At 74.6% G+C, this 26,306-nt stretch carries 10 protein-coding genes; 4 read left to right on the forward strand and 6 right to left on the reverse strand.

Features of this window, described 5'->3' with window-relative positions:
• Positions 1 to 52: 52 nt before the first annotated feature.
• Entirely contained in the window at positions 53 to 2,353 is a 2,301-nt protein-coding gene (locus tag CRP51_RS19135; protein WP_097232491.1) for a right-handed parallel beta-helix repeat-containing protein, read from the reverse strand.
• Positions 2,350 to 14,553, reverse strand: coding sequence for a hypothetical protein (locus CRP51_RS19140; protein ID WP_097232492.1), 12,204 nt, complete (start codon positions 14,551 to 14,553; stop codon positions 2,350 to 2,352). Before CRP51_RS19140 ends, CRP51_RS19135 begins: the two co-directional genes overlap by 4 nt.
• Positions 14,554 to 14,781: 228 nt before the next feature.
• On the opposite strand from CRP51_RS19140, the gene CRP51_RS19145 reads away from it, so the two are divergent.
• Genes CRP51_RS19145 through CRP51_RS19155 form a run of 3 tightly spaced genes read left to right on the forward strand, consistent with a single transcriptional unit; the run spans position 14,782 to position 16,569 of the window.
• Positions 14,782 to 15,753 (forward strand): serine/arginine repetitive matrix protein 2, encoded by a 972-nt coding sequence (locus tag CRP51_RS19145; RefSeq protein WP_141514626.1) that lies wholly within the window; start codon positions 14,782 to 14,784, stop codon positions 15,751 to 15,753.
• A gap of 59 nt (positions 15,754 to 15,812) precedes the next feature.
• Positions 15,813 to 16,118: a hypothetical protein gene (locus tag CRP51_RS19150; RefSeq protein ID WP_097232494.1), complete on the forward strand. Its 306-nt coding sequence runs from the start codon at positions 15,813 to 15,815 to the stop codon at positions 16,116 to 16,118.
• Positions 16,119 to 16,128: 10 nt separating this feature from the next.
• On the forward strand, positions 16,129 to 16,569 hold the full coding sequence (locus CRP51_RS19155) for a hypothetical protein (protein ID WP_097232495.1): 441 nt from the start codon (positions 16,129 to 16,131) through the stop codon (positions 16,567 to 16,569).
• A 72-nt stretch (positions 16,570 to 16,641) separates the two neighbouring features.
• On the opposite strand, the gene CRP51_RS19160 is transcribed toward CRP51_RS19155, so the two are convergent.
• The 3 genes from CRP51_RS19160 to CRP51_RS19170 are packed head-to-tail and all read right to left on the reverse strand — an operon-like array spanning position 16,642 to position 23,217.
• Positions 16,642 to 21,318 carry an FtsK/SpoIIIE domain-containing protein gene (locus CRP51_RS19160; RefSeq protein WP_097232496.1) on the reverse strand — a complete coding sequence of 1,559 codons (4,677 nt, stop codon included), beginning with the start codon at positions 21,316 to 21,318 and terminating at the stop codon, positions 16,642 to 16,644.
• 43 nt (positions 21,319 to 21,361) lie between these two features.
• Positions 21,362 to 22,582, reverse strand: a complete 1,221-nt coding sequence (locus CRP51_RS19165) for a hypothetical protein (protein ID WP_097232497.1) — start codon at positions 22,580 to 22,582, stop codon at positions 21,362 to 21,364.
• Positions 22,579 to 23,217 (reverse strand): sigma-70 family RNA polymerase sigma factor, encoded by a 639-nt coding sequence (locus CRP51_RS19170; RefSeq protein ID WP_097232498.1) that lies wholly within the window; start codon positions 23,215 to 23,217, stop codon positions 22,579 to 22,581. The genes CRP51_RS19165 and CRP51_RS19170 overlap by 4 nt, the downstream gene beginning before the upstream one ends.
• Before the next feature lie 671 nt (positions 23,218 to 23,888).
• Here CRP51_RS19170 and CRP51_RS19175 point away from each other — a divergent pair.
• Positions 23,889 to 24,341, forward strand: coding sequence for a Rieske (2Fe-2S) protein (locus tag CRP51_RS19175; RefSeq protein ID WP_097232499.1), 453 nt, complete (start codon positions 23,889 to 23,891; stop codon positions 24,339 to 24,341).
• Between the two features lie 64 nt (positions 24,342 to 24,405).
• Here CRP51_RS19175 and CRP51_RS19180 read toward each other — a convergent pair whose 3' ends face one another.
• Entirely contained in the window at positions 24,406 to 25,593 is a 1,188-nt protein-coding gene (locus tag CRP51_RS19180; RefSeq protein WP_097232500.1) for a glycoside hydrolase family 64 protein, read from the reverse strand.
• Positions 25,594 to 26,306: the final 713 nt, after the last annotated feature.

Below are 26,306 nucleotides of genomic sequence, written 5' to 3' on the forward strand. Positions count from 1 at the left end.
GGTCGGGGCCCGGCGTGGGGGGCTCGGGCGGTCGGGGCGGGGTGCGCGGGGGTCAGGAGGTGGAGTCGGGCAGGTCGTTCTCGTCCAGGGTCGTCAGGTCGCTCTCCTTGGGGGCGGTGAGCTCGGCGACGCGCATGGCCTGGTGCTCGGTCATCCGCTGGAAGATCTGGCGGGCGCTGCGCCCGTTGCCGAAGCCCTCCCCCCTGGGCATCGAGCCGATGTAGTCGCCGAGCGCCTTGCGGGCGCCGTCGGTGAGGTCGTAGCGGTGGCGCCTGGCGTGGTGCTCGACGATGCTGACCAGTTCCTCGGTGGAGTAGTCGCTGAAGAGCAGGCTGCGGGTGAAGCGGGAGGCCAGGCCCGGGTTGGAGTCGACGAAGCGGCTCATCTCGCCGGGGTAGCCGGCGGCGATCACGACGACCTCGTCGCGGTGGTCCTCCATCAGCTTGACCAGGGTGGCGACGGCCTCCAGGCCGAAGTCCTGGCTGACGCCGGCGGGGGTCAGGGCGTACGCCTCGTCGATGAAGAGCACGCCGCCGCGCGCCCGGTCGAACGCCTCGGTGGTCTTGGGGCCGGTGTGTCCGATGTACTCGCCGACCAGCGCGCTGCGGTCGACCTCGACGAGGTGGCCCCGGGAGAGCAGGCCGAGGGCGTGCAGCAGCCGGCCGTAGAGGCGGGCGACGGTGGTCTTGCCGGTGCCGGGGTTGCCGGCGAAGACCAGGTGGCGGCTGAGCGGGGGCGCCGGCAGCCCGGCCTCCTGGCGCATCCGGACGGTCTGCATCAGCTTGACCATGCCGCCGACGTCGCGCTTGACGGTCTCCAGGCCGACGAGTTCGTCGAGCTCGGCGAGGAGGTCGGTGAGCGACTCGGCCTCGATCTCGCCGTCGTCGCCGTCCGGGCGCTGCCCGTCGGCGGCGGTCGCCGCCGGCGCGCCGGCGCGCGCTCCGGCGCCGGCGGGGGCGGGGGGCGTGCCGGCGGGGCCCTGGGGGCCGTTCGGGCCCTGGGGACCGCCGGGGGGCGGGGTGGGGCCGCCGTCGCCGGCGCGGTCGCGGGTACGGGGGGCGGGGGCGCCGGGCTCTGTGCCGCCGCGTCGGACGCCGGGCAGCCGGGGGGAGCCGACGTTGATGGAGACGCAGTTCTCGAAGACGGGGCTGGCGCCCTCGAAGACGCCCAGGTCGTGGGCCGAGTCGAAGACGCGGCAGCCGCGGAAGCGGGGGGCGGCCTCGCGGCCGACGTGCAGCGCGGGGAAGCCGGTGGCGATGACGTCGCAGTGGTCGAAGGTGCCCCGGGAGCCCTCGCCGACCATCACGCCGTGCTTGCCGCTGCGGGCCACCCGCACGCCGCGCACCCGGGCGTCGGCCCCGGACTCCAGCTCGACGCCGTTGCCCTGCTGGCCCGTCACCGCGCAGTGCAGCAGCGTCGACTCCTCGGTGGAGCGCAGCCGCACGCCGGTCTCGCCGCCGACGACCCGCACGCCGCGCATCGTGACCCGCGCCTGGTCGCGCACCTCGACGCCGGACAGGCGCGCGTCGCGCAGGGTGGACTCCTCGATCTCGGCGCGCGCGGTGTGGTCGAGGCGGATGCCGGAGCGGGCGGCGTTCTCCACCCGGCAGTCCGTCAGCAGCGCCTCGGCGGCGTCCTGCACGAGGAGGCCGTTGCGCCCGGCGCCGAAGAGGCCGCTGCCGCGCAGCAGCACGCGGGAGGCGTCGCGGGCGCGCAGCGCGGAGCCCGAGCCGCCGTGGACCCGCAGTTGGTCGGCGCGCAGGACGGCGGTGCCGGAGACGGCGATGCCGATGCCCTCGACGTCCTCGATGGCGGTGTCGTCCAGCCGGGCCAGGGCGTCGCCGGTGAGGTGGAGCGCGGTGTGGCGGGCGGCGCGCAGCCGGCTGCGGCGCGCGACGAGGACGCCGCCGGCGGTGGGGTCGGCGAGGTCGGCGGCGAGGTCGTTGTTGAGCGGGATGTCCGTCACCGGCTGGTCGGGGCGCGCGGCGTGGTTGCGCGAGCCGAGGACCTCGACGCGGCCCTGGCTGATGACGCAGTGCTCCAGGGTGAGCCCGGCGGCGTCCTCGATCCGCAGCAGCGCCTCGCCGGGGTCGACGCCGCGCAGCACCAGGCCGTTGACGCGGCAGTCGGGGGCGGCGACGGAGAGCGCGCCGGCGGCGGCCGGGACGGCGACGGTGACGGAGCCGGGGCCGTGCTGCGGGACGAGGGAGACCTTGCGGATCAGGCGGAACGACTCCCGGTACTCGCCGGGGGCGATGCTGACCACGGCCCCGGCCGGGGCGGCGCCCAACGCCTCGGTGATCGTCCGATAGGCGCCCCGGGTGCGGGGCGCTACGCGGATCGGCTCTGTCATGGGTTCTCTCCGGGGGCGTCTGAGGTCGTCTCGGGTTCGCCCGAGGCGTCGGGAACGGGTGGGGTCTCCGGCGGCGGGGGCGGAACCGGTGAGGTGACGCCGAGCATGTCGCGGACCTCGGGGCCGAAGACGAGCTGCCCGAGCGGCTTGTCGATGAACTTGCCCATGACCGGGACGACCACGAAGTCCATCACACCCTGCCGGTGGTACCAGCGGGCGCCCATCGTGTTCTGCATCGCGGCCTTCAGCGCGCCGGTGGCGAGGCCGCCGACCACGGTGCCCAGCGCGGTGGCGCCGGCGAGCGCGGCGGCCTGGCCGAGGGAGACGTCGTGCCACTCGCCGTCGGGGCCCTTGACGCCGAGCGCCTCGGCGGCGACCAGGGTGCCGAGGAAGGAGCCCAGCGGCGCGACGACGAAGCCGTCCTTGAAGAAGTCGTAGGTGCCGCCGCGCCAGCGCAGCACGAACTCGTTGGAGGCCCACTCCCCCGCCGTGTCGTCGTCGTCCTGGCGGTGGCGGTAGGGGAAGCCGCGGTCCTGCCAGTTGAGGCCGACGCGGAACTGCGAGTGGTGGGCGGCGAAGTTGTGCAGCCCGATGAAGCCGGCCTTGACCGAGGCGCCGACGAGCGCGCGCAGCGCCGCCGCGGCCACGTCGTTGAGGCCGAAGTCGCCTGGCATGGCCGCGTAGATGGCCATGCCGACACCGAAGTCCAGCACGAACTCCTGGGCGAACTCGATCGCCATGTGCTCGAAGTTGCGCAGCGCGAACGGCGTGTAGGTGGACTCGCCGGTGGCCTCGACGCCGGAGCCCCAGGGCGTGCGCCGGGGCTGCCGGTACATGCGCTCGAAGGTGCGGAACTCGTTGAGCACGTCGAAGAAGTAGGTCTCCCTGCCGATCAGCCGCAGGTCCCCGGTGAAGGGCGGGCCGCCGGCGAGGGACTCGGCCGGCAGCTCCCGGACATAGCCGGCGACGGAGCGCTCGCCGAGCAGCTGCCACCTGCCCGTCTCCGCGTCGTAGCCCCACCGCCGCCACTGCTTGGTCATGGCCTCGATCTCCATGTAGGTGCCGTCGTCGCCCCACGGAACCTTGCGGCGGGCGACGGCACCCGACTCGAACTCCTTCCAGGTCAGACCGCGGTGGTCGTCCAGCGTGCGGGGCACGGTGCCGAGGCTGGCCGCGTCGGGGAAGTACTCGCGCACCCGCAGCGGGGAGTCGTTGAACGCCTGGCGGATCGCGCTGCCCACGGCGACGGGCAGCTCCTGGACGACGGTGTATCCCCCGTCCGGGCGCATCAGGCGATCCTCCCAGCGGCGCATGTCGTCGGACCACCAGCGGACGCGCTGGCCCTGTTCGCCGAACTCCATGACGTTGCCGAACCGGTCCACCTTGTTCCACTGCCAGACGTCGGGTCCGCCGTCGGCGCCGCGCGTCTTCCAGGCCATGACGCCGGTGTCGTCGGACAGGAGTCGGAACTCCCGGATCAGCTCCCGCTGCCCGTTGACGGTGGCGTAGTCGCGGAACGACTCCCGGTCGAAGTACTGGTGGTGGTCGAACTGGTTGCGCGAGGCCAGGTTGCGGCCCCCGGTGAGCGCGTCGTCGCCCTCGACGGACCAGCTGACCCTGCCACCGCCGTACCGGCTGACGACCCGGATGGCGGCGCCGTCCGCGCCGGCACCGAGCCAGGTGTCCGCGCGGCCGATCAGCTTGCCCTGGTGGGTCAGCAGGGACCAGTCGGCGTCGGCGCCGGCGTGCACGGTGCGCTGGAAGTCGAGACCGCCGTCGCCCACCTGGCCGCCGGCGCGGGGCGGGGGACGGAAGTCGAGGATCGTGCCGTCCTTGAAGCCCATGCGGTTGGCGTGCCAGACCTGACCCGCGTCCCGGGTGTACCAGTTTCCGCCGGCGGGGAGGTCGGCGCGGAACTGGTCCTGCCAGACGACGTCCTCGCGGGTCTTCCCCGTCGCCGCCGGCGGGTCGACGAAGTCGTCCGGGCGGAAGGTGCGGTGGCCGGACAGTTTGCCGTCGCCCTGGGTCCAGGGCAGATAGCCGTCCCGGCGCTCGACGCCGTCCGGCATCTTGACCTCGGGCCCGACCACCAGCTTGTTCCCGTTGGGCAGCTCCCGGGTCTCACCGGCGATGCGGCCGTTGTGGGAGATGAGCGTGGTGTTGAAGCCCCGGGTGGTGACCACCTGCACGCCGTGGTCGACGACCCGGCCGTCGCGGTAGATCTGGTAGTCGAACGTCTGGAGCCGGCTGTCGTTGACCCAGGCGGCCTCCCCGTTCCGGCCCACGTAGCGGTTCTCCCGGGGCAGGAACGGATGGGGCAGCGCGAAGAAGCGACCGCGCGGCGTGGTCATGTCCATGTTGCGGAACTCGGGGGAGAGCAGCGCCCGGTAGAAGTTCGGCGGCCGCTGCTCCGCGTTCCGGCTGAGGTGCAGCTCGTCGCCGTTCGGCATCGTGCGGACGGAGCGCACGTCCTTGCCCTGCGGCGAGACGGCGGTGACGCCGCGCGTGGGCAGCCCGTCGGTGCCCAGGTCCTCGGCCCTGAAGGTGCGCAGCCCGTGCCAACCCAGGCGTCCGACCTTCTCGTTGACCTCGACGGCGGAGCCGAGGCGCGGGTCGGGCATCTCGTCGCGCCAGCCGTTGGACGCCAGCCCGATGTGGCGGTTGCCGGTGGCCTGGACCCCCAGGTCGCTGTCGAAGCGGTACCAGCGGCCGACCGCGCCGTTCCGCGGCGGGGCACCGCTGTCGGTGCCCCGCACCCCGAACACGTAACCGCCCTGCGGGGTCTCCCGGTAGTGGTGCTCCGGCCCGCGGATGCTGCGGGAGACGTGGATCTCGTCGCGGTAGTCGTAGAAGGTGCGGCGGCTGGTGCCCCAGACGCGGATGCCGTCGCCGGCGGCGTTGCCGTCGGCGCTCACCTTCTGCCACCGCTCGCGCTGCGACGTGCCGACCGGGAGGTCGTGCCAGCGCTTGACGAAGCCGGTGACGGTTCCCGGGGCGTGGGCGTCCAGGACGTCGCCGGTCGGCATCGGGCGGCGTTCGAAGGCGTGGCCGCGGACGCCGAGCGCGTTCTCCGTGAGCAGGAAGACGTGGCCCTGCGAGGCGCCCTTAGGGTCGACCCGGCCCCGATCCAGTACGGACGCCCGGTCCGGGGGCGCGGCGCCGCCGCGCCAGCGCTCCCAGCTGCCGCCGGTGACCTTGCCGCCGGCGTCGTGCTCGTTGCGGACCAGGTAGAACTCGCCCTCGGTGTGCTGGCCGCGGTGGATGACGTTGATGCGCTGCTCCAGCAGCCGGCCGTCGGCGGCGTACTGGCGGTACTCGCCGCCCCGCAGGCCCCGGGCGTCGCCCGTGTAGCGGAAACCGCCGCCGTCGGTGGCGGTGGTGGTGCGCCCGGGCATCGGGGCGAGGTCGACGTCCCGCACCGCGCGGCCGCCCTCGATCTCGGCGAAGCGCCGCCCCTTGGCGTCGCCCATCTCCACCACCCGGACGGTCCGCGGCTCGATCGCGCCGCCGCCGGCCGGCCGCTCGTAGGTGGTGAGGGTCCGGATGCGCGTGCCGTCGGCGGCGGCGCCGAGGTGGGCCTCCAGCCGGCCGTCGCGGCCGAAGACCCAGACCCGGCCGTCCCCGGTGTCGCGCACCCGGAAGCCGCCGTTGAGGTCGACGTCGGTGGGCGTGGCCTGCCGGCCGACCGCGGCGCGGCCGGCGCGCGGCGTCAGCGCGTCGTCCACCACGTCGTAGGCGCGGTAGGTCTGCCCCTTGTAGGTCATCTCGTAGACGCGCACGAAGTCGCCGGCCTCCGCGGCGTTGCCGCCGGTCAGCGGCCTGGCCTGGAAGCGCAAGGCACCGGTGTCGCTGAAGACGTCGATCGCCGCGGTGCCCGTGCGGGTCACCCGCAGGTCGCCGTCGGCGGCGCGGACGACCTGGGCGCCGGCCACCTCCGTGCCGTCGGCGGCGCGCGGCGCGGGCAGCACCGCGTCGTCGGCGAGCCGCACCCAGGCGTGGGTGTCGGCGGCGGCGCCGGAGCCGCTGAAGCTGATCACGCGGTGGGTGGCGCCGCCGGTGGCGGGGTCGATGATCAGGTGGTGGTCGCCGAAGCCGACGCGCAGCGCGCCGTCGGTCTGGGGCACGGCCGCGACGGGGCGCGCGTTGCCGCCGGGGGGCGTGATCCGGGCGTTGTCCAGGTTCTCCGGGAGGTGCAGCCGGTGGCCGTCCAGCGCGCCGCCGTTGAGGGTGAGCCGTTCCTCGACGAACCGGCCGTCGGCTTCGTGCACCCGGGTGATCCCGCCGCCGCCCGGCTCGGAGACGTGGTAACGGCCCGACGTGGCCCGGAAGTCGGCGGTGTGCTCCGCGCCGCCCGCGGTGCGGAGGACGGGCCCGCCGCCGGCGGCACCGTCGGCGGGCCGGAAGACCCAGGCGTCGAACGGGTCGGCGGTGCCGGGGCGCGGCGTCAGCGGCACGGCGGTGTGGGTGACCCGGCCGGTGCCGTCGACCACGGTGTGCGGCCGGCCGCCGCCCTCGTCGATGCGGAAGCCGTCGAAGCCGCCCCAGTGCTGCGGGGTCACCTCCCGGTTCGCTTCCCCCGGGGTGCGGATCTGCGGCGGCTGCCCGTCGTGCGGGACGACCAGGGTGCGTCCCGGCACGGGGCCGCCGGTGATCGGGTGGCTCTCGCGCAGCAGTTGGCCGGCGAAGCCGCCGCCGGCCATGGCGTCGGCCCGGTACTCGAAGGTGGAGCCGCCCCTGGTGACGGTGAACTGGTCGTCGATGGCCGGGTGGAACCTGACGCCGAGGTCGCCGACCTCGTCGGTCGCGTTGACGAAGAAGTGTCGCCCGCCCGGGCGTTGGGACCAGGCGACCAGGCCGGTCGTGCCGTCGGGCAGCGTGGTCTCCACCAGGCGGTGGCTGAAGGCGCCGGTGTCGTCGACGACGCCGTGCGCGCCGCCGGCCCGCACCAGGTAGCCGTGGTCGCCGAGCGGGGTGGCGGAGCCGCCGGGCACGGCGGCTCCGCCACGCGTCAGGTGCGGCACGCCGCCGGGGGTGTGCGGCACGACCAGGTCGACGCCGTCCAGCTCGTCGCCCGCGCCGCGCACCCGGTGCGCCTCGCTCAGCAGGGAGCCGTCGGTGCCGTGGGTGAACGCGGAGTCGCCGTGGCGGACTTCGAGGGCGCCGCCGACGATCCGCACGTCGTCGCCGCCGACCACGGCGTGGGTGGTGGCGTTCCGCACCTGCGGCTGTCCGCCGGGCGGGGTGTGCAGCGTCCAGGGGGAATCCGTGCCGTCGGCGTTGCGCAGCGGCAGCGTGACCTCGGTGGGGGCGCCGGCGCGGGTGACGCCGGCGACCGCGTCGTCGGAGACCAGCAGCAGGTCGTCGCCCCGGGGGACGGCCCGCGCGCCGAAGGCGCCGCCGGCGTCGTCGACGACGCGGAGGCCGCCGGCGACCGGGGTGGCCAGCCAGGCGCCGTCGAACGCGGGGCCGACGCGCACGCGTTGGGCCACGTGGACCAGGGCGCCGTCGGCGCCGTGCAGGGCGACGGTGTCCGGCTGGTCCAGGCGCCGGACGTGGAAGCCGTCGCCGACCCGGTCCACGGCGGAGCCGGCGATCCGGCCGCCGCCGGCGGACTCCAGCCACGCGGTCTCACCGCCGGCCGGCCGCGCGGGCACCACGACGTGCTCGCCCGTGGCGTCCGGGCCGTGCCGCAGCGGCAGGTTGTCGCCGAGCCTGGTGCCGTCCGCGCCGATCACCTGGCCGGTGCCGGTCGGCGGCTGGACGCGGAACCTGCCGTCGGTGAGGACGTCCACGCTCGCCTCCACGGCGGGGCGGCCGGGCGGGGGGTCGAGCGCCGGCCGCGCGCCCGGGGTGTGGCCGGTGTCGGGCACGCGCAGGTCGTAGCCGTTCCATTGGCCTTCCGTCAGGTGGTGGACGCGGGTGTCGAGGGCGCCGGTCGCGGGGTCGTGGATGTCGGTGGTCTGGCCCCGGCGGATGGTGACGGCGTCCGCCGTGACGTCCAGCGCGCCGGGCCGGGGGTTGCCGGCGGCGTCCAGCAGCGCGGGGGCGCCGCCGGCGCCGCCGACGGGCGTGAACACGTGGTCGGCGGCGGGGCCGCCACCGGCGGGGCGCAGCGGGAGCACGGTGTGGGTGGTGGCGCCGGCGTGGTCGACCGCCCGGTGCCCGTCGGGCAGGGCGAGGTGGAAGCCGGAGCCGTCGGCGAGCGGGGTGACCGCGTCGTCGACGGCGGCGAGCCCGCCGTCGGGGGTGACCCGGTGCAGCGTCAGATCGCCGCCGGTGAGCCGTCCCCGCAGGTCGGCGCCGAAGGAGACCCAGCGTTCCGTGTGGATCTCCGCGCCGCCCCTGGTGACGCGCACCAGGTCGCCGTCCGGGGTGGCCTCGACGCGGACGACCGGGGCGTCGGCACCCGCGGCGGAGCCGGCGAGGTCGGCGCGCGCGACGCGTCCGGTGTCGGGGTCGAACGCGATACGCAGGTCGTCGGGGGCGAACGACGCGCCGTGTCCCGCGGTGCCCGCGCCGCCCGCGTGTCCGGAGCCGCTCGCCCCGCCGGGCGCCGGCCAGAGCGGGCTCTCGTCCATCGCCTTGCCGACGATGAGCGTGCGCGGGATGTCCGGCGTCGGGGGCGCGGGGCGCTTGGCCGCCTCCATGAGGTACTGGTGGACCACGGCCCGGTCCTCGGCGGTGAGCAGGCGGTAGTCGACCTCGGTGACGCGGTGGGCGCCGGGCATGGAGGGCTGGTCTGACCGGAAGGCCCCGCTGAACAGGTCGTGGCTGACGGCCCGGGAGTCGGGCGTGTACACGACCAGCTTGGGCGCTCCCCGGACGTACCGCCCGTCGGCGCCGATCTCCGTCGGGTCGACACGGCGCACCGTGTGGTCGGTGAGCGTGACGCCGTCGGCGCCGCGCGGATGGGGGTAGATCTCCCCCTGGGAACGGACGACCGCCATCATGTCCGGCTCGCCGGGACGGCCGGTGAGCACGATCACCCGGTGGATGTCCGTGCCGCCCGGTTCGATCAGGTGGTGCATACCACCGTCGGTGGACAACAGGTGACCACCGGAGCCGAGCGGGGTGAACTCGGCGTCGGGCACGGCGCGGCCGTCCGCCTCGACCAGGCGGGGCGGCGCGCCTTCGGGGATGAGGAACACCCGGCCGTCGAGCGGCCCGGAGGTGACGGGCAGCGCGCGGCCCAGCACGGAGCCGTCGGCGGCGACGAAGTCGGCCGTGCCGTCGGGGAGTTCGCGGCGCAGCACGGCGCCGTCCAGCCAGGCGCCGTCGAGCGGGCCCGAGCGGCCGGCGCCGGCGGGCAGCGCCACCAGCCGGTCGGCGCCGCCGGCCACGGGCACAGGGACGACGGGCTGGGTGCCGAGGCCGGCGCGGTCCAGCAGCACCGCGCCCTTGCCCGGCACCTCGGCCAGGAACAGGTGGGGGCCGAAACGGGTGACGGTCGCGCCGTCCAGAAGCGCGCCGGAGGCGTCCGCGACGCGGTGCGCGCCTGTGCCGGGCAGCAGCGTGATGGTGTGGCCGGCCAGCGGGCCCTCGTCGACGCCACGGCGCAGCCCGGCGAAGCGGCCGCCCATGTCGTAGACGGCGCCCGCGCCGCCCTCGCGGCCGACGATCAGCAGGTCGCCGTCGTGCGTGAGGCCGACCCCGCGCGTCGGGGTGCCGTCGGGGCGGAACGCGAGGGGCGCGCCGCCGTCGCGCAGCGGCATGGCGCCGAGGCCGTGGGAGGCACCGTTGCCTCCGCGCAGCGGGAAGACGTCGTGGGTGTGGGCGCCGGAGGCGTCGACGACCCCGGGCCGCTGGCCCGGGACCTGGACCAGGTGGCCGCCGTCGCCCGCCGGGTGGACGGTGGCGCCGCGCACGGGGGCGCCGGAGGCGTCGACGACGCGGGCCGGGCCGCCGTCGACGGGCACGTCGAGGCGGTTGCCCTCGCCCAGCGGGCCGCCGGCGCGGGCGGCGCCGGAGCCGAGGAACGTGCCGTCGGCGCCGTGCACGCTGTAGGTGGCGCCGGTGCGGACGACGACGCGGTTGCCGTCGAAGCCGGCGAGCACGTCGTCGGTCAGCAGCCGGCCGTCGGTGCGGTAGACGGCGCCGCCGGCGGTGCCGGTCGGCGGGGTGTGGATCAGCTCGGTCGGCTGCCCCGCGCGGTCGATCAGCCGCACGGCGGGGGTCACCCCGCCCGCCGCGTCGACCAGGTGGAACGCGCCGTCGCCGAGCCGGACCAGCGTGCCGTGCGCGCCGAGGCGGACGGCGGGGCCGGCGTCGGTGAAGGCGCCGCCGACGTCGCGGACCAGCACCGGCTTGCCGTCGAGCGCGCGCTGCGGGACGGCCAGCATCCAGTCCTCGCCGCCGTGGGTGAAGCGGAACGCGTCGTGGGTGTGGACGCCGTCGCCGTCCATGACGACCGCCCGGTGCCCGGGGCGCTCGACGAGGAGGCCGTCGCCGAAGGGCCGCACGCCCGCGCCGTCCAGGAGCTGCCCGTCGGGCCCGAGCACGTGGGCCGGCCGGCCGCCGGCGGGCGTCATCAGCTCGTGGCCCCCGCGCCCCGGCAGCCCGTGGGCGGAGCTGAGCAGGTCGCCGTCGAGGGAGTGGAAGTCGACGGTGCCCGGCTTGCGCTGGACCAGCAGGGAGTCGCCCACCACCTGCGCCGGGTTGGGGAGTTGGTCGCCGCCCCTGCCGACGAGCGCCACCTCGCCGCCGGCGCGGGGCACGGCGGCGAAGCCGCCGGCCGTGTCGCCCGAGCCGCCGCGCAGCGGGACCAGGTCGTGGGTGTGGGCGCCGGAGGTGTCGACGACGGCGCCGCGCGGCGCGCCGGGCGGGACGACGGCCCAGCCGAGGTCGCCGACCCGGCTGATGGAGGCGCCGGCCACCGGCTGGCCGCCGAGGGTGACCAGGCGGGGCGGGCCGTCGAGCGAGGTGACGACCGCGTGGCCGGCGAGCGGTCCGGAGCGGTGCGCGTTCAGGCCGCCGAGGTAGGCGCCGGCGTGGTCGTGCAGGGTGACGCTGTCGCCGCCGCGCACGGTGAGCGCGTCGGGGAGTATCCGCACCTCGCCGGGGGCCTGGGTGTCGCCGCGCAGCAGCGTGGGCGCGCCCTCGCCCCGGCCGACGACGGTGACGCCGGTGGGAGCGCCGTCCTGGCCGAGGAGTTCGACGCGGGAGTCGGGCCGGAGCACGCCGCCGCCGTCGGCCTCCGCGCCCCTGGCGGGGGCGCCGACGGGCGCGGCCGGCGCGTCGTCGAGGGCGGCGATCAGGTGGCGCACCGGGTCGGCGGGCGGCGGCGTGGCACCGTTGCCCGGGCCGTGGAAGAGGCCGAAGCCGTTCGCCTCGCCCCCGCCGGCGCCCCGGGGGATGAGCGCCGGTGGGGGCACCGCGGCGGCCGGGGGCGGCGCGAGCGGCGCGGAGGCCGCGGGCCGGTGGGTGACGACGATGTTTTCCACGGGGACCACGCCGGGGCCGTGGCCGCCCGGGCGCTCGGCGAGCCCCAGCGCGCCGTTGTCCGCGCCGCCCTCGCCGCCGCCGGCGCGGGTGACGGGCGGCGGGACGGAGGCGGCGATGCCGTCGGCGGGGGCGCTGGTCCTGCCGTCGATGCTCTCCAGCCGGACGGGCTGGATGCCGGAGCCGCCCGCGCCCTCGCCTTCGAGCCCGCCGCCGCGCGGCTGCCGCACCGGCGCCGCGACCGTGCCGTCCAGCGTCGGCGCGACGGTGCTGGGCGGCGGCGGGGTGCTGGTGGCCCTGACGGCCCCCGAGGTCTCGCCGCCGACATGGCCGATGCCGCCGAGCGGCCGGGCGAGCGGCACGTCGCCGGCGGCGCGCGCCGCGCCGTCGCCGAGGTCGACGAGCGAGGCCCCGCCGTTGTCGCCGCGCACCGGGGTGGGCGTGACGCCGCCCGTGGTGTCGGTGACTCCCGTGCCGGGCGTCGTCTGGTCGACGGTCCTGCCGGGGGCTCCCTCAACGGGCGCGGTGTGGAAGTCGGAGGTGACCCGGGCGCCGTTGCCGATCTGGGAGGCGTCGGGGGCGGCCATCCCCATGCCCTGGTCGGCGAAGCCGACGCGCAGCGGCGGCGGCGCGTTGTGCGTCAGGTTGACGCCGAGGTCGCCGGTCACCTTGCCGCCGACGCCCCCGGTCACGCCGGTCGAGGTGCCGATCTGGGGCACGGTCGCCGGGTTGATGGCGGCGGTGTTGGCGTTGACCGCGCCGGTCTCGGCGCGCGGCGGGGCCGTGCTGACCGGCGGCACCGCCATGGTCTCGCCGAGCTGCTGCATCCCCGTCACGTTGACGGCCGGCAGCTCCGTCACGACGCCGTCGGCGCCGACCATGCGGCCGGTGTCCAGCGCCTGGTCGAAGCGGAGGGAGCCCACGTTGGCCTGGGAGACGTCGGCGCCGGCCCCGCCGGTGTTGACGGCCTGGCCGCCGGGGACGGCGGGGGTGGGCGTGTCGACCTGGGAGAGCAGCGGCATCTCCACGCCGACGACCTGGCCGCCGGGCGAGGGCATGTGGGTCACGACGGAGGCGGGCGGCGCCACGTACAGATCGCCCGGCATGTGGCCCATGCCCTCGACCGAGCCGATCTGGGGGCTGGGCGGGGCGAGGTCGGGCACGCCCATCCTGGTGCCCGTCTCGGCCATGTGCACCGAGATCGGCGACACCGGCCGCATGTCGGCCAGGGACATGTCCACCATCTGGCCGTTCGCCGGTGTCGGGACCGAGGGCGAGGTGACGGCGGTCGGCGGCTGGAAGGCGCTGCTGGGCGGCGGGTTGGTGACGGAGAGGTCCATCACCGAGGAGTTGGGGGTGAGGATCGGCGTGCGGTTGCCCGGGGTGAGGGAGTGCGGGGTGCCGGTCGGCGAGATGTCGCCCATGGTGAGGTCGACCGAGGTGCGGTTGGGCGTGCCGAGCCCGTTGAACCCGCCGCCGATCGTGATGACCGGGGCCTTGCTGGCGTCGCTCAGCCCGGCGCCGAGGCCGCCGAGGAAGCGCGCGGTGGCCGCGCCGCCCGGCTGGTAGCGCGACCACAGCGCGACGTTGACCTGGGGGTTGCGGGCGCCGTCGAACCCCGCGATGGCCCGCACGTCGATGGTGTGGGTGCCGTGGACGAAGGCCCCGGTGCGGTACTGGTTGAGGACGCCCCGGTTGAACATCGAGATCTTGAACGCGTTGGTGAAGCCGGAGAGGGACCACGCCTTGGAGCCCATCTCCATCACGTTGACGGGCAGGATGATCGCCGAGGGCCCCATCCCCTTGAAGTGGGACGTCACATAGCCGGCGAAGCCGTCCACCCCGCCGAGGCCCTTGAAGATGGCGTTGTCGGCCCAGGCACCGCCCCTGATCAGCTCCTTGGTGCCCTTGATGGTGGTGGTGATGATCCCGCCGATGAACGCGATGCCACCCGTGACGAGGCGCTTGGGGAGCGTGCTCAGCTTGGTCACGATGTCGCGGAACGTCATGCCGGAGAACTTGGTCCAGGTGGAGGCGCCCCAGCTCTTGATGGACTTGAAGGCGCCGATGACGTTCAGACCGCGGGTGGTGGGGACCAGCATCCCCAGCACGGAGAGGACCAGTTCGGCGACGCTGGCCTTGCCGCCGGCGAAGTCGATGGCGGTCTTGACCATCAGCACCGCGCTGAGGGTGAGGAAGAGCACCGCGGTCGGCCCGCCGAGGATGATCGCGGGGAGGATCAGCGCGAGGACGAAGTAGGTGAGGAACTTCCAGAACTCCTCGCAGGGGTCGATCATCGAGCTGATGTCGGAGCCCGCCGTGGAGACGACGCCGGCCGCGGTGGAGGCCGCCTCGGAGAGGGCCTCACCGGCGTTCTTCGCGGTGGTCTGGTGCTCCTCCCACTCGGAGTCCTCCTTGTCCAGACCGGCGGCGCTGCTCAACGCGCCGTCGGCGATGCCCTGCTGGGTGACCATCACGCCGTGGTAGGTGGACAGGGCGTCGTACACCGACTGGTGGGCGTCCCGGAAGCTCTGGACGAACTTCCGCACCCGGTTGTCCATCTCCTCGCGGAGCGCGTCGGCGGTCTCGCCGATGAAGTAGGAGCTGTTCTCGCTCATCAACTCGTCGAGGCCGTCGTCGATGTCGGCCGCCAGGTCGATGATCTCCTTCTGGGCCTCCAGCAGCGCCTCGAGTTTGTCCGGGTCCCCGGGGGTGGGGTCCTCATCCAGGTCGAGGGCACTCCAGTCGGACGAACGGGCCACGACGTGTCCTCTCCTCTCGACGGCGCGTCGGCCGGGGCGGCGCCGTCCCCGCCGGGGACGGTCGGGGGCCGTCCGCGACCAGCCCCTCGTCTCCTTCTACGTACGAGAGGGCCCCGAGGTTCACCGGGAGTGGCATAAATGCTGAACCTTCCGCCGGGCCGGTACGTGGAAAGGGGTGAGGGCGCGCCTCACGGGGCCGCCGAGGCGCACGACGAGGAGGGAGGCACGATGGCGGACCTCGCCATGGACTACGACAAGCTCTACGCCATGCAGCGCGGACTGCACGCCCTGGTGGAGCGGGCGGACACGGCCGGCGGCATCGGGACCTGGCAGGAGATCGGGGACGGCACCGCCACCTCCAACGAGTCGATCTTCGGCAACTACGAACTCTCCTACGAGTTCCAGGTGTTCTACGGCCTGTCCAAGACCCGGATCGACGAGGGCAAGGACAAGCTGGAGCGGTTCGGCGACATGTTCGGCGGCGTCGCCGACGCGATGCTCCAGCAGGACGCGACGCTGGCGAGCAACGCGCTGGTGATGGCCGGTCAGACGCTGCACGACCGGTGGCTCGGCGAGAAGGAGGCCGTCGAGAACTGGGAGGAGCGCAACGACGCCTGGAACGCCTACCTGGAGGAGATCGGCGCGGCCGACTACTTCGACGAGCACCCGGACGCCGACATCTGGGAGGTCTGCTCGAACCCGGAGGCCCCCGAGTGGTGCCAGGCGTGGAGGGACGACTACGGCGAGGACCGGCCCGCCCCGCCCGGCGAGCGGCCGCCGGACCCCGAGGACGACCAGCCCACCCACATCTGGCTGGAGGACGAGGACGGCAGCAGCGTCAAGGTGTGGCTGGAGTTCGACGAGGACCACAACGTCATCGGCGAGAAGACCACCGTGGACACCGGCAACGGCCAGGAGACCACCACCACCATCGAGTACGACGGCCCGCCCGACCCGAGCGAACCCGACGACGACGGGAACACCTACGACCGGCGGGACTACACGATCACCACCATCAACCCGGACGGCAGCGAGACCGTCTCCGAGGTGACCATCAACGAGGACGGCTCGGGCAGCCAGACCTCCACCACGACGTCGAAGAACGACGACGGCGAAGAGGAGACCGAGGTCACCGAGTACACCCGCAAGGGGCCCAGCGGTGACGACGCCGAGTGGGTGGAGGTGGACGAGGACGACTGACCGCCGGCGCCCGCCCGGCCATCCGACGGACATCCCTGACGAGCAGGAAGTGAGTGGTCATGCCCAACATCAGCATCACGTACGAGGAAGTCGAGTCCGCCGCCGCCGCGATGAAGACCGCCAACGACGACACCATCAGGCCGGCGAAGGACGCCGCCAAGGGCGCGATCGACGACGCCCTGGGCACCTCGCTGGTGCTGCCGGAGACGAACGCGGCGATCACCGACCAGTACAACATCCTCCACGAGCAGCTGGGCCAGCTCTGCGACGCGATCGACGGCTTCGCCGAGCAGTTCCGGCAGATCATGGAAGGCATGAAGGACTTCGACAAGCAGTACGCGGAGAACATCCGCAACCCGAAGTGAGGCCGGGGACATGGCAGACATCTCAGCCGACTACGCCGGCATCGCCGAGACCGCGGGCAAGCTCAGCACGCAGTGCAACATCATCGTGCCCGAGATCTACAGCCTCCTCAGCACGGTGGGAAACCTGCTGGACAACGGGCTCTACCTGGAGCAGGCGAGCCCGGCGCTGAAGACCGCGTACGAGGAATTCAGCAAGTCCATGCACATGGCGGCCAGTAACATCCAGAACTGGGCGAACCTGTTCACCAGCCTCAACGACGCGTTCCAGAACAACGACGCGGAGCTGTTCGCCGCGACGCTCTCCAGCATCGACGGGGAGGGCGGCCTGGAAGTGACCGCGGAGGAGGTCACCACCGACACCGACGACCCGCCGGAGTGGAACGACTCCGAGGGCCTGGACGGCACCCCGGTGGAGTGGAACGACGACCGCACGGAGATCAGCCAGACCTGACACGGCCGTCGCACCGCCAGGGCCCGGACGCCGAGAAGGCGTCCGGGCCCTGGTCCTCCCGGGCGGTGCCCGCTACTGGAGCACGGTCAGCGGCACCTGCACCGCCCGCACCCGCCCGCCGGGGCCGGCGGTCCAGGCCCGGCCGGGCACGGCGCCGCCGCGCAGGTGCTCCGGCGTCAGGCGCGCGCCGATCAGCTCGCCCTCGTTGAGCCCCTTCGGGCCGAGCAGCAGCCCGCGCCGGCCGCGGCGGGCCACGCCGATCCAGCCCATGGTGGTCATCGACTCCGCGGGCGCGGCGAGCAGCAGCCCGTGGCCGCGGTCGCGGCCCGAGGAGCCGACCTGCCGCAGCGGCCGGTCCAGCCGGCTGTTGACCAGCAGCTCCGCGTCGTCGACGACGACCACGGCCGGCCGGTCGGCGACCTCGGCCAACGCCTCCTCCAGCACCTCGGGATCGGGGTCGACCTCGGCGATCACCCGGGCCAGCCCGTGCCGGGACAGCTGCCGCAGCGGCGAGTCCCTGGGCGTGAGCACCACCAGCGAGGTGCCGCTCATCACCAGCGAGACGCACATCGCCGCCAGCGCCGTGGAGCGCCCGCTGTGCGGCGGCCCGGCGACCAGGAACGAACCGGAGCCCTCGGCGAAGTCGTAGCCGAGCACCCCGCCGTCGTCACCGCCGACGCCCAGCAACGCCCACAGCGGCCTGCGCTGTTCGTCCGTCATCTGGTCGGCGACCTCCTGGAAGCCGACCATCTCCGGCAGCGAGGCCATCGCGAACGGCCGCTGCTCGTCGGCGACCCCGCCGTCCCGCAGCGTCGCCTGCCGGCCGATGGCCCGCAGCGCGTCGGCCTGGTCGCCGCCCTTGGCCAGGGCGGACAGCGGCAGGGTGAGGACCTGGCCCTCCACTCCCCCGGGCGAGGACCAACCGCGCCCGGCGGGCACGTTCTCCGGCACCACCCGCCGGTTGACGCCGACCACGGCGTAGTCCATGCGGTCGGCCTGGCGCAGCATCAGCCGCCGGTCGTTGTGCTGTCCCGCGCGGCCGCCCAGCAGCATCCGCTCCGAGGTGGCGATCACGTGGAGCCCCGAGGTGGCGCCCTCGCGCAGCAGCCGCAGCAGGTCGTCGGTGGCCCGGCCGCCGTCCTGCTTCTCCAGCATGGTGACCAGCGCGTCCCAGCCGTCGATCAGCAGCAGCAGGTGCGCCGGACGCTCGGCGGGCGCCAGCTTGGGACGCAGCTCCGTCAGGGAGGACACGTCGTGCTTGGCCAACAGCGCCTGGCGACGGGTGAGTTCGTCGATCAGCCGGCGGATCAGCCGGTCCAGCCGCTCCCCGTCGTGCCGGGGCACCACGGCGCCGCAGTGCGGCAGGGACTCCAGCGCCGCCAGGCCGCCGCCGGCCGCGTCGATGCCGTAGACGTGCAGCTGGTCCGTGGTCAGGTGCAGCGCGGCCGACCCGGCGATGGTGCGCAAGGTCTGGGTGCGTCCTGAGCGCGGGGCGCCGATGACGTAGAGGTGTCCGAAGACGCCGAAGTCGATGTGCCCGAGCCGCTGGTCCTGATGGCTCGGCAGGTCGAAGAAGATGTACGGCACCGGCGGCAGCCGGGTGGCGCCGGGCCTGGGGTCGGCCTTCGGCGCCTCCAGCGGCATCGTCGGGGGCAGCGGCGGAAGCCAGGGCCTGGGCTGCGGCTCGAAGTCCTCCAGCGCCTCGGCCGCCGCCCGCACGGCGTCGACCAGGGCGGTCAGCTCCGTGGGCGGGTCGCCTGGACGCTCCTCCTCGCCCTCCGCGCGCGGCGTCTCCTCCTCGTCCTCCTCCTCGCCGATGACCGGCGGCTCGTGGACGAACTGCGGCGCCGGCAGCGGCTGGCCGAGCTGCTCCAGGCTCAGCTCCGCGCCGCGCGCCGTGCGGGGCTTGGCGCGTTCCACGCCGTCCGCGCCCTCCGGGGGGCGCTCGGCGCCGGCCCAGGCGGTCTGGAACGGCAGCGGCGGACCGTCGCCGCGCCGCACCAGGGCGCGGCCCGGGGTCGACGGAGAGATGGAGGCGGCGGTCGGCGCGTTGATGATGTCGGTGCTCTCGGTGCGGTCGGTGACGCGCAGCGCGATGCGGAGGTTGGTGTTGGCCCGGATCTCGTTGGAGACGGCGCCCGCCGGCCGCTGGGTGGCCAGCAGCAGGTGCAGCCCGAGCGAGCGTCCCCGCTGGGCCAGGCTGACCAGTCCGGGAACGAACTCGACCAGTTCCCTGACCAGCGTGGCGAACTCGTCAATGACCAGCAACAGCCTGGGCAGCGGCGGGAGTTCGGGCTCCCTGGCGCGGCGGGCCTGGTACTCGCGATGGTCCTTGACGCCGACGTCCGCCAACACCTGCTCGCGGCGCCGCAGTTCGGCGTCGAGCGAGGCCAGCGCGCGCTGGACCAGGTGGCCGTCGAGGTCGGTGATCATGCCGAGGGTGTGCGGGAGTTCGGCGCACTCGCGGAACGCGCTGCCGCCCTTGTAGTCGATCAGCACGAACGTCAGCTCGTCCGGCCGGTTCACGGCGGCCAGCGAGGCGATCATCGTCTGGAGCAGCTCCGACTTGCCCGCGCCCGTGGTGCCGCCGATCAGGCCGTGCGGTCCGTCGGTCACCAGGTCCAGATAGGTGGTCCCGTCGTAGCCCGCGCCCACCGGGAAGCGGGTGCTGGCCGGGGTGCGCTCCCAGGCCCGCACCAGCGCGGCCGGGTCCGGCGGCTCCTGGCCGAGCAGCGGCAGCAGCCGCACCTCGGAGGGCATTCCGGCGTCGGACTCCACGGTGACGTCGCGCAGCGGCGCCAGCGCGCGGGCGGTCTGCTCGCACCACTCGGGGGTGACCTGGTCGGCGCGGATCTCCGAGACGGAGGGCGTGCCGGAGACCCGCATGGTCAGCCGGTTGCCGCTGGCGGTGACGACGGCGGCGCACTCCTCGGGCAGCAGGTACTCGCGTTCGTCGAGGCAGAGGCTGTAGATCCGCACCGGCGGGCCCTGCCGCAGGATGCCGATGACGCCCGGCACGTCGCGCAGCCGGTAGGCGCCGTCCATCACGACCAGCACGTCGGGCTCGTTCGGCACCGCGGCGCGCCCGGTGTTCTGGCCCGAGGCGGCGACGCGCGCCTGGACGTCGGCGTACAGCTCGCTGACCCGCCGGGTGGTGGAGGTCTGGTCGCGGCCGAAGGAGACCAGCGGCGCGCGGGCGCCGGGCCGGACCGGGCGCAGGTGCCGCAGCCAGCGCACCCAGGCCCACTCGGCGGTGTGCTCCTCGTCGGTGAGCACCACGATGCGCAGGTCGCGCGGGCTGTGCAGCACGGCGGACTGGGCGACGGCCCAGCGCGCCACGGCCCGGACGGTTTGGTCGGTGCCGGTCATGCCCAGCACGCCGAGCAGCGGGAGTTCCGCGCCGACCGGCACGTCGGCAAGCCGCCAGTTGACGCTGCGGTGGTTGCTCTCCCGGGCCTGGTCGGAGATGCGCTTCAACGAGGCGCGGGTGACGGTGCCCAGGCGCAGGGTCAGATAGTCGCCGTGCGGGCGGCGGCGCTCCCACAGCTGGTGCCCCGGGCCCCTGGCTATCTGGAGGACGGCGGCGGGGTCGGGCGAGGCCGTGTTGCGCTGGTGGCGTTCCTCCACGGTCGCGCGGCGCATCTCCCGCTCCAGCGCGGCGCGGCGCAGCCGGTAGCGGCGGACCTGCTCCTCGTGCCGCTTGCGGTTGGTGCGGCGGCCCAGCATCCAGTTGCCGAGCGCCATCAGCGGGGTGAAGAGGATCAGGATCAGGAAGTAGAAGGACCGGAAGATCGCCACCATGGCCATGCCCATGATCATCGGGGAGATCATCAGCATGAACGGGAACGGTCGCGGCCCCTGCGGCGCCGGCGGGCCGGGAAGGGTCAGGTTCTCGGCGTCGAGGTGCGGCAGGATGCGCGGCGGACGGCTGTACTCCAGGGTCATCCCGTCGTCGGACAGCCGCACGGCGGCGTCCGGCTCGAACGGCGCGGCCAGCCGCAGCAGATGGTCGCCGAGGGTCAGGTCGGCGAAGGCCGGCCAGGGAGTGGACCCGTCGCTGGGCGGCGGCCGGTAGCCGGGCGGCGGCAGCGGCTCGGGCTCGGGCAGGCCGTCCTCGCCGGCCGGCGGCGGCTCCTCGCTGTGCCCTCCGGGGCCGCCGTCGCGCGAGCCGGCCGGCTCCTCGTCGGTCAGCGGCGTGCCGGTCTCCGGGTCGACGGGCGGCGGCGGGGTGAGGCTGCGCAGGCCGCACTCCTCGGGGTCGGCGTCCTCGGGCAGCCGGAAGCTGACCGTCCCGTCGGCGTGCACCGTGACCCAGGTGCCCTCCGGCGGGGTCGCCGACTCCTCGTGGACGCCGCCCTCGGGGGCGTCGGGCCGCGGGTCGGCGAGCCGGATGGCGCAGCGGCGGTCGGTGCCGACCTCGTAGGTGCCGGGGCCGAGCCGCCAGACCTGGCCGGCGCCCGGACCCGAGACATGGCGCAGTTCGAGCAGCACGGGGTCGGTGGCCGGCGGGTCCCAGGCGTCGGCCGAGTCCTCGTCGACGTGCACCGGGGCGTCGAGCCCCAGCAGCACGCCGTCGCGCACGCCGCCGGCGCCCAGCGGCGTCCCGGAGTCCAGCAGTCGTTCGCCCAGGTACAGGCGCGGCGTCGACAGCACGGCGGCGAGTTCGGCGACGGTGGCGTCGCTCGGCAGGTCGAGCAGGTGGTCGGTCCGCCGCCCCTGGGGGTCGGCGGTGGTCAACGTGAGCTTCAAGGGCCTTCCAACGGTGTGTTGAAGGGTGGCGGGGGGCGGCGGGTCAGGAGCGCACGGGGCGCGCCGAGGGCAGCGGGGTGTCCGGTGCCTCGGGGGCGGGCACGGGCGCCGCCTCGGCCTCGTCCTCCTCCTCGGTCTCGGCGACCGGCGGCGCGGTCAGTCCGGGCGCGGTCGGCGTGGACGGCAGGGTGTCGCCCTCCTCGTCGACGGCCTCCTCGTCCAGTTCGGCGAAGGTGCGGGCGGTGCTGTCGGTCTCGCCCGCGGGCTCGCGCGGCAGCACCGGCGGGATGTCGGTGAGCACCTTGGCGATGGCGCGGCTGAGCGCGTTGCCCTCGGCGAGCAGGGGCGTGCCGACGACGCGGACCTGCCCGGTCCTGTCGGTCAGCACGATCCGCAGATAGGCGCGTCCCTCGCCGAGCAGCAGCAGCCGCAGTTCGGGGAAGTCGCTGGGCGGCGCGGTGAGTTCGGGCGGCAGCGGGTCGGGCAGCTCGGCGGCGATCAGCACCGGCGCGATGCCGGCGCGCGGCTTGAGCCGGTCGGCGGCGCGGTGCGCGGCGCGGGTGGGCATCCCCTCGTAGCCCCGGTGGACGCCCTCGGCGATCACGACCATGCCCTGCGGGAGCCTGACCTCGACCTGCGCGGCCAGCGCCTGGTGCAGGGCGACTGCCGCCCGGCTCTCCCCCTCGACGCAGACCACGGGCGGCCCGGAGCCCAGGTCCAGCAGGCAGCAGCCGCCCTCGGCGGCGCCGACGGCGACCAGCACGGGCGGCGCGAGGTCGGGCACGGGCACCACGGGCGGGAGTTCGGCGCGCTCGGCGCTCCAGTGGTCGGGGGTGTCGCCCTCGGCGACCCACCAGGGGCCGTCCTCGGGCGGCTCCTCGCCGAGCCCGGTCAGCAGCACGGTCACCGTGCGGTCGGTGACCAGCACGGCGTAGGGCCTGGAGCGGCTGTCCCTGGTGGCGTGCCGGGCGGCGGCCAGGGCGAGTTCGGCGTCCCGCCAGGTCTCCGGCGCGCGCAGGCCGTGCACCAGGACGCGCAGCGAACGCCGGTGGCGCAGCCACGCCTTGACGGGTGCGGCGAACGCGTGGGCGGTGACGGCGCACTCGCGCTTCACCCGCGCCCAGGCGGCCCCCCAGCCGCCGAGGCGCATGGCCACCGCGCGGATGATCAGGAACAACACCAGGAGCACGGCCAGCAGGCCCAGCACCTTGAAGATGGTGTCGCGGTGGCGGTTCAGAAAGTCGATGGGGTCGGTGGTCCTCATCCGGCCGGGAACTCCCGTCGCAGGGTGGACAGAGCGTAGTGCACCCGGGACTTGACGGTCCCCTGGGGTATGCCCAGTAACCGGGCGGTCTCGTCGCGGGAACGGTCACAGAGGTGCACGTGGACGAGCGCGTCGCGGTGGCGGGGGCCGAGGCGGGCCAACGCCCCGGTCAGGGCGATGCGGTTGACGACGGCCTCCGCCATGTCGGGGGTGTCGGCGGCGCGTTGGAGCAGGCCGGTGGGGGTGATGCCGGCGGGCACACTCCGGTCGCGACGACGGGCGTCCACGGCAAGGTTACGCGCCACGACGTACAGCCAGGCGGCGAGGCGGTCGTCGTCCTGCCGGGAGCGTGACTCGTCGTCGGCGAACTCGTCGGAGGCGAGCCAGGCGCGCAGCATCGTCTCCTGGACGATGTCCTCCGCGCCGTGCGGGTCACCGCCCGTGAGGCGGTTGACGTAGCGCAGCAGACGGTTGCGGTGGCGTTCCGCGGCCGGGGGGCGTTCCACCGCGGGGTGGCGCTCGGCGGCGGCGCGGCGCTCGACCGCGGGGTGCGGTTCGGCCGCCGGCGGCGCCTGGTGACGGGCGGCGGCCTTGGCCGCCCGCGGTGCGGGGGGCCGGGAGGGTTGTGTGTGCATGGGGTCGGCTCCAACAGCGCGCTGTGGAAGGGCGCCTTACGAGGCTGGGGGCTGTCCGGCGGGTCCTCGCGGGTCCCCGACGCCGTCGCCGACGCCTCGCCGTGCCGCCGAACCCCCCTGTGTGGCCACGGGCGTGGGGCGATCCGGTACCCGGCGAGCCGCCGTTCCCGGCGTCGCGCGTTCCCTGCGAAGATCCCCCGGACCGACCCTAGGCCGTGGAGGATGGGAAGAGGGTTTCGATTGGGTTGCTTCTCTATGGTTTATAGGGTCGAAAGACATCACATGTAGCTCAAGAAAAGCTCTGAACTTGATTTTTTTCGTTCAGTGCCGTGCCGGAGACAGTACGTCAGGAACCCCGTGACCTGGTACGGCTGCCCTCGGGGGCCGAGTTCGGAAGTCCGGAAGAAGGGAACGCGGACCCCACGGAAAAGGTGACCCGTCGGTAGCTTCCCGGTTTCGCGGGCCTCGCCCCCGAAGCGGGCGGAAAACGGGCACGATTCCCCGGGAAAGCGGGCACGGGAGCGGACTCCGTCGCCGCGGTGGCCGGTTCCGGGCCCGGCGCGGGGCAGAGGAAGCGGGGGCCGGTCGGCTACCCTCGCCCGACGGCCGGGTGGGTGGGGGGACGCCTCCGCGCCGCCTGGCAGAGCCTTCCGGGAAGAGAGGTTGCGCGCATGAACGGTCCGGGTACCACACGACGCACGGCGGTGCTGGCGGGCGCGGCGGGCCTCGCCGCCGCCGCGCTGACGGCCTGCGGCTCCGACGACGAGGAGAACGGCGCGGAGGGCGACGGGGGCACGGAGAACGGCGGTGCGGAGAACGGCGGTTCGGACGGCGGCGCCGAGGAGCTGACGTCGACCGCGGACGTCCCGGTCGGCGGCGGCACCATCCTGGACGAACAGAAACTGGTCGTCACCCAGCCCACCGAGGGCGAGTTTCTGGCGTTCTCGTCGATCTGCACGCATCAGGGCTGCCCGGTCTCGCAGGTCACCGAGGAGGGCATCCTCTGCACCTGCCACGGCAGTGTGTTCGCCCTCGCGGACGGTTCGGTCGTGGAGGGCCCGGCCACGGAACCGCTGCCCGCGGAGCCGATCACGGTCGAGGGCGAGTCGATCCTGCGCGGCTGAACGGCCTCGCCCCCGGCGGCCGGGCACGGGCCCGGCCGCCGGGGGCGAGAGGATCGTCAGGCGCTCAGTCGAAGGGCGTCAGCGTCATGAACGCGGCGGCCGGGTCGCCGTCGTGCACCAGCGACTCGTGGTTGCCGACGTCGTCGAAGGCGAAGGCGTAGGCCTTGCCGTCCACCATCTGCTCGTGGATGACGCGCGCGTAGTGGTTGGTGTTCTCGTCCTGGTAGAAGTTCGAGTTGTCCGGGTCGGGCTGGTTCGGGTTGTCCAGCAGCGTGGTGCGGTTGAACCCGGCGCACAGCGTGCGGGCCAGCGGGCCGACGACCTGGTCGTTCGGGGCGGCCAGGTCCTTGTGGCAGCCGAAGACGCTGTCGGTGTCCGGCTTGTTGAAGCTGGCGACCACCTCGCCGGAGCCGTCGGTGAAGTTCATGACGTCACCCTCGACCGTGCCCGCGTACTGGTTCTCCGGCTCGTGGGTGATCGGCGTGACCGTCATGGTGTTGGAGGAGTAGTGCTCCCACACCCGGTCGATGTAGTCGCTCATCGCGTCGGCCGGCACGTCGCCGGTGGAGACGCCGTGGCCGGGCGAGAGCACCCGCAGCGGCTCGCCGTCGGGGCCGTTGTGGACCAGGTCGCCCCAGCCGGCGTCGCGCACGCCGTCGAAGACCGCGGAGTAGCCGCCGGGCTTCAACTCACCGGTGGACAGCACCTCGCCGCTCTGCTGCTCCACACCGACGGTGTAGGGGGCGGTGAACATGTCGACCTGGGTGCTGTTGATCCACAGGCCGGAGTCGTTGAGCGTGTACTCGGACCAGTTGAAGAGGATGTCCCGGTTCGGGTCGTCCGGGTTCTGGATGGCGGGCTGCACGAGCCCGTCCGGCGTGAGGGCGAAGTGCAGCTTCTCGCCCACGGAGAAGTAGACGCGCCCGGAGAACTTGGGCATGTCGATCGTGAGGGTCTCGCCGTCGGCGGGGCCCTCGATCGAGGCGTCGGGGGCGGGGACCGGCGGGTTGGCCCCGGCCGGCCAGGCGTGGAAGGTGCCTTCGGCGTCGGCGTAGCCCAACTGCCCGCTGCTCAACTCGGTGCCGAGGTTGTAGATGTAGACCGGCTCGCCCCGGCCCGAGTTGTTGGTGATGGTCAGCGGGATGGTGTCGGGGACAGCCTCCGCCTCGGGCGCCGGGCCCGAGACGATCAGGCCCGTCGCCACGGCCAGGCTCGCGGCGGCGGCCACCAGTATTGTCCGCAAGCGGAACACCGGGTCCTCCTAGTTCGGCTGGATGGTGGACGCGCCGGGCGGGTCGCCGCCGCGTGCGCGGGGAACGGGCCGGTGGTTCCCTCCCGCTGGCCCGCCGCCACGACGCGGCGCGGGCGACCAGGGGCGCCCGGGAAGCGTCAGGTGTTGACATGTCGCAGAGTTCGCACACGCTCCCAGTGGGGGTGAGAGCGCTCTCACCGTCCCGTAAGGCCCTGTGGCTGTCAAGACTTGAACCCGCTCTCGCGGGGTTCCGGGCGGACACCGACCGTCGTCCGACCCGCGCGCCGCGCGGTGGAAACGGAGCGCGCCCTCCGCTCGCGCGCAGTGCCCGACGGGCCGCCGTAACGCGCCCCACCTGAGGGTGACGCGGATCGGGCGACCGTTCAACCTGTGGCGCGGAGACGGCCGTTGGCGGGCCACGGGGCGCACGCGGGAAACGGCCGCCGGTCCGCGGATGACATGTCGACACGACGACACGGGGCGGGAGCGTGACGGCGCGACGGGGACGTGGCGGCGCGGCGGGGGCGCGGCGGGGACGTGGCGGGAGCGTGACGGCGCAGTGGGGGCGCGGCGGGGGCGTGGCGCACCGCGCGCGTGTTCGACCCGCGAGGCGCGCACGCCTGCCCGGCACGCCTCCTCCGCGTCGGGGACCCCGGGGCCGGCGTTCCCCGCGCTCCGCGGCCCGGCCGCCGGGTGGCGGGCAACGCGCCCCC

This window comes from Streptomyces zhaozhouensis, assembly GCF_900230195.1.
GTDB classification, from domain to species: Bacteria; Actinomycetota; Actinomycetes; order Streptomycetales; family Streptomycetaceae; genus Streptomyces; species Streptomyces zhaozhouensis.

Excerpts from the sequence above, each read along its gene's own strand:
- CRP51_RS19135 (WP_097232491.1), bottom strand. The coding sequence starts at position 2,353 with ATGACAGAGCCGATCCGCGTAGCGCCCCGCACCCGGGGCGCCTATCGG.
- CRP51_RS19145 (WP_141514626.1), top strand. The coding sequence starts at position 14,782 with ATGGCGGACCTCGCCATGGACTACGACAAGCTCTACGCCATGCAGCGC.
- CRP51_RS19150 (WP_097232494.1), top strand. The coding sequence starts at position 15,813 with ATGCCCAACATCAGCATCACGTACGAGGAAGTCGAGTCCGCCGCCGCC.
- CRP51_RS19155 (WP_097232495.1), top strand. The coding sequence starts at position 16,129 with ATGGCAGACATCTCAGCCGACTACGCCGGCATCGCCGAGACCGCGGGC.
- CRP51_RS19165 (WP_097232497.1), bottom strand. The coding sequence starts at position 22,582 with ATGAGGACCACCGACCCCATCGACTTTCTGAACCGCCACCGCGACACC.
- CRP51_RS19170 (WP_097232498.1), bottom strand. The coding sequence starts at position 23,217 with ATGCACACACAACCCTCCCGGCCCCCCGCACCGCGGGCGGCCAAGGCC.
- CRP51_RS19175 (WP_097232499.1), top strand. The coding sequence starts at position 23,889 with ATGAACGGTCCGGGTACCACACGACGCACGGCGGTGCTGGCGGGCGCG.